Origin of the sequence: Mesorhizobium sp. M7A.F.Ca.AU.002.02.1.1 (assembly GCF_003998535.1) — a bacterium.
In the GTDB taxonomy this organism is placed as follows: Bacteria; Pseudomonadota; Alphaproteobacteria; order Rhizobiales; family Rhizobiaceae; genus Mesorhizobium; species Mesorhizobium ciceri.
The window spans coordinates 1-5,427 of record NZ_RZPB01000427.1 but is presented as its reverse complement, the minus strand read 5'-3'; the positions used below and the strand labels follow the sequence as shown (position 1 = coordinate 5,427).

Below are 5,427 nucleotides of genomic sequence, written 5' to 3'. Positions count from 1 at the left end.
GCGCGATGACGATGCCGCCATTGTTGCGGGCGGCGAGCGCCTGTTCCAGTCCGCCGAGATAGGCGCCCTCATGCTCGTAGGTGAGGTTGCCGCGCTCGTCGGCCGACGTGGCGCGGATGATCGACACCTGCGGCACGATAGAGCGGAAATAGAGCCATTCCTCGCCGTCGAACTGCTGCACCGAAACGATCGGCTCGCTGGCGGCGGCGTTCATGGCGCAGCCCTGGTGGCGCGGGTCGGCGAAGGTGTCGAGACCGACTTTGGTCAGCACGCCCGGCCGCTTGGCCGCGGCTTCGCGGTGCATATCGAACAGGATGCCGGACGGCACGTTGTAGGCGGCGACCGAATTGTCGCCGATCATCTTCCAGATCTGCGGCGGTTCGGAAGAGGAGGGGCCGGACGGGTAGGAGCCGCACAAGGTACGCTTCAGCAGTCCCGGCTTGGCCAGATGGTCGATGCCTTTGATGCCATACATGTCGCCGGCTGCGATCGGGTGCAGCGTGGTGATGTTCTTCGGATGGCCTTCTGCGTCGAAGCGTTCGCCGATCGCGGCGAGCACCGCATCGGGGCAGCCGAGGCCGCTCGACGAGGACACCGACACGACCATGCCGTCCTTGACCAGGCCGGCTGCCTGCGCTGCGGAGACCACCTTGCTCAATTCACACTCCCGAGCTTAGGCTCGATTGCGACCGCCTTGCCTGATTTCGCGGTTTGCAATGCTGCTTCGACTGACGCCGATGACCAGATGCTGTCCTCGCCTTGCGCGCGGATGGCGTTGATCATGAACTGCCTGACGATCGTGCTGGCACCGATCAAGCTCCATTTGACGCTCATGCAGCGCCTCCCGAACCGGCCGCCCTGTTTCGAATGCGGCGATCCGGGCCGCAGCTTTCCCTGACCACCAGATTGACCGCGCCGATATGGTCTTCGGCCCGTGTTGTGCGTGACTGGATCATTTTCAACATGACATGGGCGGCGCGTTCGCCGAGGCCCGCCGAGTCCACCGCGACGCTGGTCAGAGCCGGCATGTAGTGCTCGGCCTCGGCCACATCGTCGAAGCCGACGATGGCGAAATCAACTCCCGGCTCAAGCCCGCGCTTGCGCAGCGCCAGCATGGCGCCAAAGGCGACGGCGTCGTTGAAGCAGAGTGCCGCGGTCGGCGGTTCAGCCATTGCGAGAGCGGTTTCGAGGCATGCGATACCACCTCTGCGGCTGGTCTCTCCCTCGACGACCAGAGTGTCGCGGTCGGAGATGCCCTGCGTCTCGCAGGCTTCGCGAAATCCGCCAAGCCGCTCGTGATAGACGACGAGATCGGACGAGCCGCCGAAGAAGACCAGCCGGCGATGTCCCTTGCCGATCAGATGAGCGGTGGCGAGATAGGCGCCGCGATGATTGTCGGGCGCGATGACCGGAATGCGGCTCTCGGGAAGCCGGCGCATGGCGAAGACCACCGGCAGACCTGCCGTCTCGATCCGCCTGAAGGCGCCCGGCGTCGTGCCGCGAGCCGGCGACACGATGAGGCCGGCGACGCCTTGCTCCATCAGCGACTTCAGCACTTCTTCCTGGCGCACCGGATTTTCCGCCGTGTTGGCGATGAACGGCACGATGCCGGCCGACTGGAAGACCCGCTCCATGCCAACCGCCAGCTCCGCGAAGAAAGGATTGGTGAGATCGTTGATGACCATGCCGATGACGTTGGAGTGCGCCTTGCGCAGATTGGCGGCGCCGCGGTTGTAGACGTAACCGACATCCTCGATCGCCTTGCGCACCTTGCTCGCTGTTTCGGGCCGGATCAGTCCGCTGCCCTGGAGCACGAGCGATACCGTCGATTTGGACACGCCCGCTTCGCGGGCGATGTCGAATATCGTCGCCTTGGCCCGGTTGGCCATCCAGATGCATCCTCCCGACTGCAGGCCCAAAACTATTGGAACGTTCTAATCTCTGCTCCGCTCGTGAGTCAATCGGGATTTTTCCCGCGCCTCGAACATCGATTGTGCGTACTCAAATGGCATGCTTCATAAGGCTTTCCTGTTGCAATGCAGCATTTCATCCTGCAGGGAGTTCGAATCTTAAAGGTCCTTGATTTATTGGAACGTTCCATTTAGTAGCGTTGTGAAGGGAGCGATGGATGGACATTTCCTTGCCTGGTGAGGGTGGCGGCAGCACCCGGTACACGCTGGTCGGCGAGCCCGTGCAGCCTGACATCGGCGCGCGATTTTCGCGTATCGCCTATGCCGCCGCGCACGTCGTTGCCGATCCGCTCGCCATGACCGATCCGTGGTCCAGACCGGTGATCGACTGGGAGAGGACGATGGCGTTCCGTCACCATCTGTGGCGGCTGGGCTTCCGCATCGCCGAAGCGATGGACACGTCGCAGCGCGGCATGGGCTTCGACTGGGCAAACGCGCAGGAATTGATCCGCCGCTCGATCGCCGAGGCGCGCACGGTCGATGGCGCCGATCTCGCCTCGGGCGCCGGCACCGACCATCTGGCGCCCGCCGCCGCCAAAACAATCGATGACGTCATCAAGGCCTATGAAGAGCAGTTCGCTTTAATCGAAGGGCTCGGCGGCAAGGCGATCATGATGGCCAGCCGGGCGTTGGCGGCAGTTGCCAAAGGGCCGGACGACTATGTCAGGGTCTACGACCGCATCCTGTCACAGTCCTCCGGCAAGGTCATCCTGCACTGGCTGGGCGACATGTTCGATCCGGCGCTCAGGGGCTATTGGGGCAGCGAGAATTTCGAGGTCGCTCTCGATACAGTCGTTGCCATCATCGAATGCCACGTTGGCAAGGTGGAGGGGATAAAAATCTCACTGCTCGATGCCGGCAAGGAGGTCGCGCTGAGGAACCGTCTGCCGGACGGCGTCGTCATGTTCACCGGCGACGATTTCAATTATCCCGAACTGATCGCCGGCGACGAGAAAAGGCACTCGCACGCATTGCTGGGTATTTTCGACGCGATTGCGCCGGTTGCCAACGCGGCGCTGGCGAAACTGGCGGAAGGCGACCGCGCCGGCTTTGACGCGTTGATGGCGCCGACCGTGCCGCTGTCGCGAAAGATCTTCGAGGCGCCGACCGAGTATTACAAAGCCGGCATCGTCCTCATGGCCTGGCTGAACGGCCATCAGGATCATTTTGCGATGGTCGGCGGTATGCAGTCGGCGCGCGGCATCCGTCACTATGCCGACGTGTTCCGCCTTGCCGACCAGGCCGGATTGCTGGCCGATCCGGAACTGGCGGTGACCAGGATGAAGAGCCTTTGCACCGTCGCGGGTGTTTGAAGCGCGGAAAGTGGTTCTCATCATCGACGTAACAGGCCAGGAATGCCGGGCGTCGCTAATGTCTCCGCCACAGCCAAAAAGGCGCGATTGCCTCGTCTGGATGAAAAATGGGCTTGGTCGCCCTTCCCAGATCGGCAGGTGGCATTCCTGCGGGATCATGGTGCGTCAGGTCGAGAAGCAGCGGCCCAAGCCGATCCGGATCGACAGTTTCGGCCGACATGGTGTGTGGCTTGTTCTCGTGCGCAACAAGCCAGTGCAGCGCCTGGACCAGTCCCAGCCCCTCGGCTGTCTTGTGTTGCCAGAGATTGTCACCGACCGAAGACAGGACACGGGCCAGCGACGTCCAGCCTTGCAAGGTAAACATGGCGTAGTGCCTGGGGCGCGTGCGGGACAGTTCCCTGGGCAAGGAGCCATCGGCTGCGATCTGGGTTGCTAGTCTCTCCCGAGCATAGAGGCTGATCTTGGCCAGGGTGGCGCTGTCGCCAAGAAACGTGGCGATCGATGCCCGCTGCAAATCGTAATATGTTCCTTGGTTGCTGCTGCTGCAGAAGGCCGTCGCGGCTGCCGGCGCGGTGTCCAGCCATTCGCAGTAGGAACCGAGCCAGGCTCTGAACGCCTCGCGATCCTCGTCGCCCAGTACTCCTGTTCGCTCGAGCAGGCGTACGGCATCCAGGAAGAAATAGAAATCCTTCAGCTCGATGATGCCGTGGCCGGACCCTTCATTGTTGTCGTGGCCCGACCGCACCTGCGCATAGCGCAAATGCGGGTTCATTCTTGTCCTGGGATCGATAAACCATGCGCGAAAGAGCCTGGCGGCGTGGACGGCATAATGATGCCCATCAAGCACGGTTGCGGCGAGCGCAAGCACGGTTGTGTCGTCGAAGACGCGCTGCAAGCGTGTGCGATCGTAGGTTTCGCTTCCTGCTGCATACAATGCCGTGCCGGGCACGCGTTCGCCATCGCGCCGGATATAGGGCAGGCCGTCGGGTCTGTCGGGGTCGGGCCACCAGTAAGGCGCAGGGTGAAAATAGTCCTGGGGATCCCCGCTGGGGGCTAGGCCAGTCTTGTCGAGCACGCTGAACGGACCGCGGGCGAGTGCCTGTCCGGCCGCGGTTTCGAGATGGTGCAGGATGGGCCCGTCCTTCACCGCGTTGGCCAGGGCGTCTTCGTCATAAAAGGCCAGGCGGGAGGTATCAAGCCGAGCGGCGACTGCCTTGGCGTCACATTGATCGACCATATCGACGATCGCCTGATCGCGGCTGACCAGACGCGCGACGAAGCCGGCCTTGCCGATCTCCAGATGCGAACGCCCTGAATCCAGGCGCGCCACCCAGCCCGCTTTCTGGAGCAGCCCGGCATCCGCCGCCCGGACCGGGCGTGGAAAATCCCAGGCGTCGTCGCGGTAGCGGTCCCAGGGGCCAGGAACTGCCAACCGCCACAGCATCTCGATTTTTGGCCGCCTTCCGTAACCATAGTTTTCGTCGAACAGTTGCGTGGTATCGGCTCGAAATATGATCTGCGGCTCCTCCTCGGCCGGCGGCTGAAAGCTCTGGTCCAGCAGAAGCGCATTGTCGACAATGCGCGCCATGGGCACCACAGCGTAGGGAAGGTGCGGGTTTTTCTCGATCGCGGACCGTATCCGCTGGAACGCAGAGGCTGTCAGGTAGCAGTTCCCGTCCCAGGGCATCAGCCATTTTGCCCTGTCGCGGGCAATCGCGAGCGCGGCGTTGCGAGCCCCATTGTTGTTCATCACATAGAGGTTCTTGCTGCGGCGGATGTGCGTTTCGTAACGCGCGGACTGTCCGCTCGCCCGGCCCTTCTCTGAGAATCGGAGGTCGCCGGCAACAAGCTGGTCGACGTCCCAGGATATCTTCCGGTACTGATCGAGTTCGAAGGGGATTGTATGAAAATTCTGGCGGCGGCTTTCGAGCAGGCCGATGATCCGGGCTTCCTCGTCGGTGTCGACTATTCGATTGACGATCCAGAATTTTTCGCAGGCGTCGAAGACCGGTTCGTTGTCCAGAATGAACAGCACGTTGTCGAATGACTGGCCCTTGCGGTGTCGCGGTTCCAGATCATTGCCGATGATCCGGACGAGCATGAAGCTGTCGGCAATCTGCGAGATCGGCGACGCCGTGTAAGTC

General features: G+C 62.4%; 5 protein-coding genes. 1 reads left to right on the top strand and 4 read right to left on the bottom strand.

All coding sequences use genetic code 11. The features are described from left to right. From EN879_RS23100 to EN879_RS23090, 3 genes are all read right to left on the bottom strand, one after another. Positions 1 to 658: CoA-transferase (locus EN879_RS23100; RefSeq protein WP_281034603.1), on the bottom strand; the 658-nt coding region annotated here is incomplete at its 3' end. After that, the gene (locus EN879_RS23095; RefSeq protein ID WP_013529705.1) at positions 655 to 834 is read right to left on the bottom strand and encodes a hypothetical protein; all 180 of its coding nucleotides are present in this window, start codon (positions 832 to 834) and stop codon (positions 655 to 657) included. The genes EN879_RS23095 and EN879_RS23100, both read right to left, overlap by 4 nt. Continuing rightward, positions 831 to 1,889, bottom strand: coding sequence for a LacI family DNA-binding transcriptional regulator (locus EN879_RS23090; protein ID WP_013529706.1), 1,059 nt, complete (start codon positions 1,887 to 1,889; stop codon positions 831 to 833). Before EN879_RS23090 ends, EN879_RS23095 begins: the two co-directional genes overlap by 4 nt. Before the next feature lie 239 nt (positions 1,890 to 2,128). Between EN879_RS23090 and EN879_RS23085 the strand changes: the two genes are divergently transcribed. Continuing rightward, on the top strand, positions 2,129 to 3,283 hold the full coding sequence (locus EN879_RS23085) for a dihydrodipicolinate synthase family protein (protein WP_063168953.1): 1,155 nt from the start codon (positions 2,129 to 2,131) through the stop codon (positions 3,281 to 3,283). 55 nt (positions 3,284 to 3,338) lie between these two features. Here the strand turns inward: EN879_RS23085 and EN879_RS23080 are convergent. Beyond that, positions 3,339 to 5,427: alginate lyase family protein (locus EN879_RS23080; RefSeq protein WP_127274263.1), on the bottom strand; the 2,089-nt coding region annotated here is incomplete at its 5' end.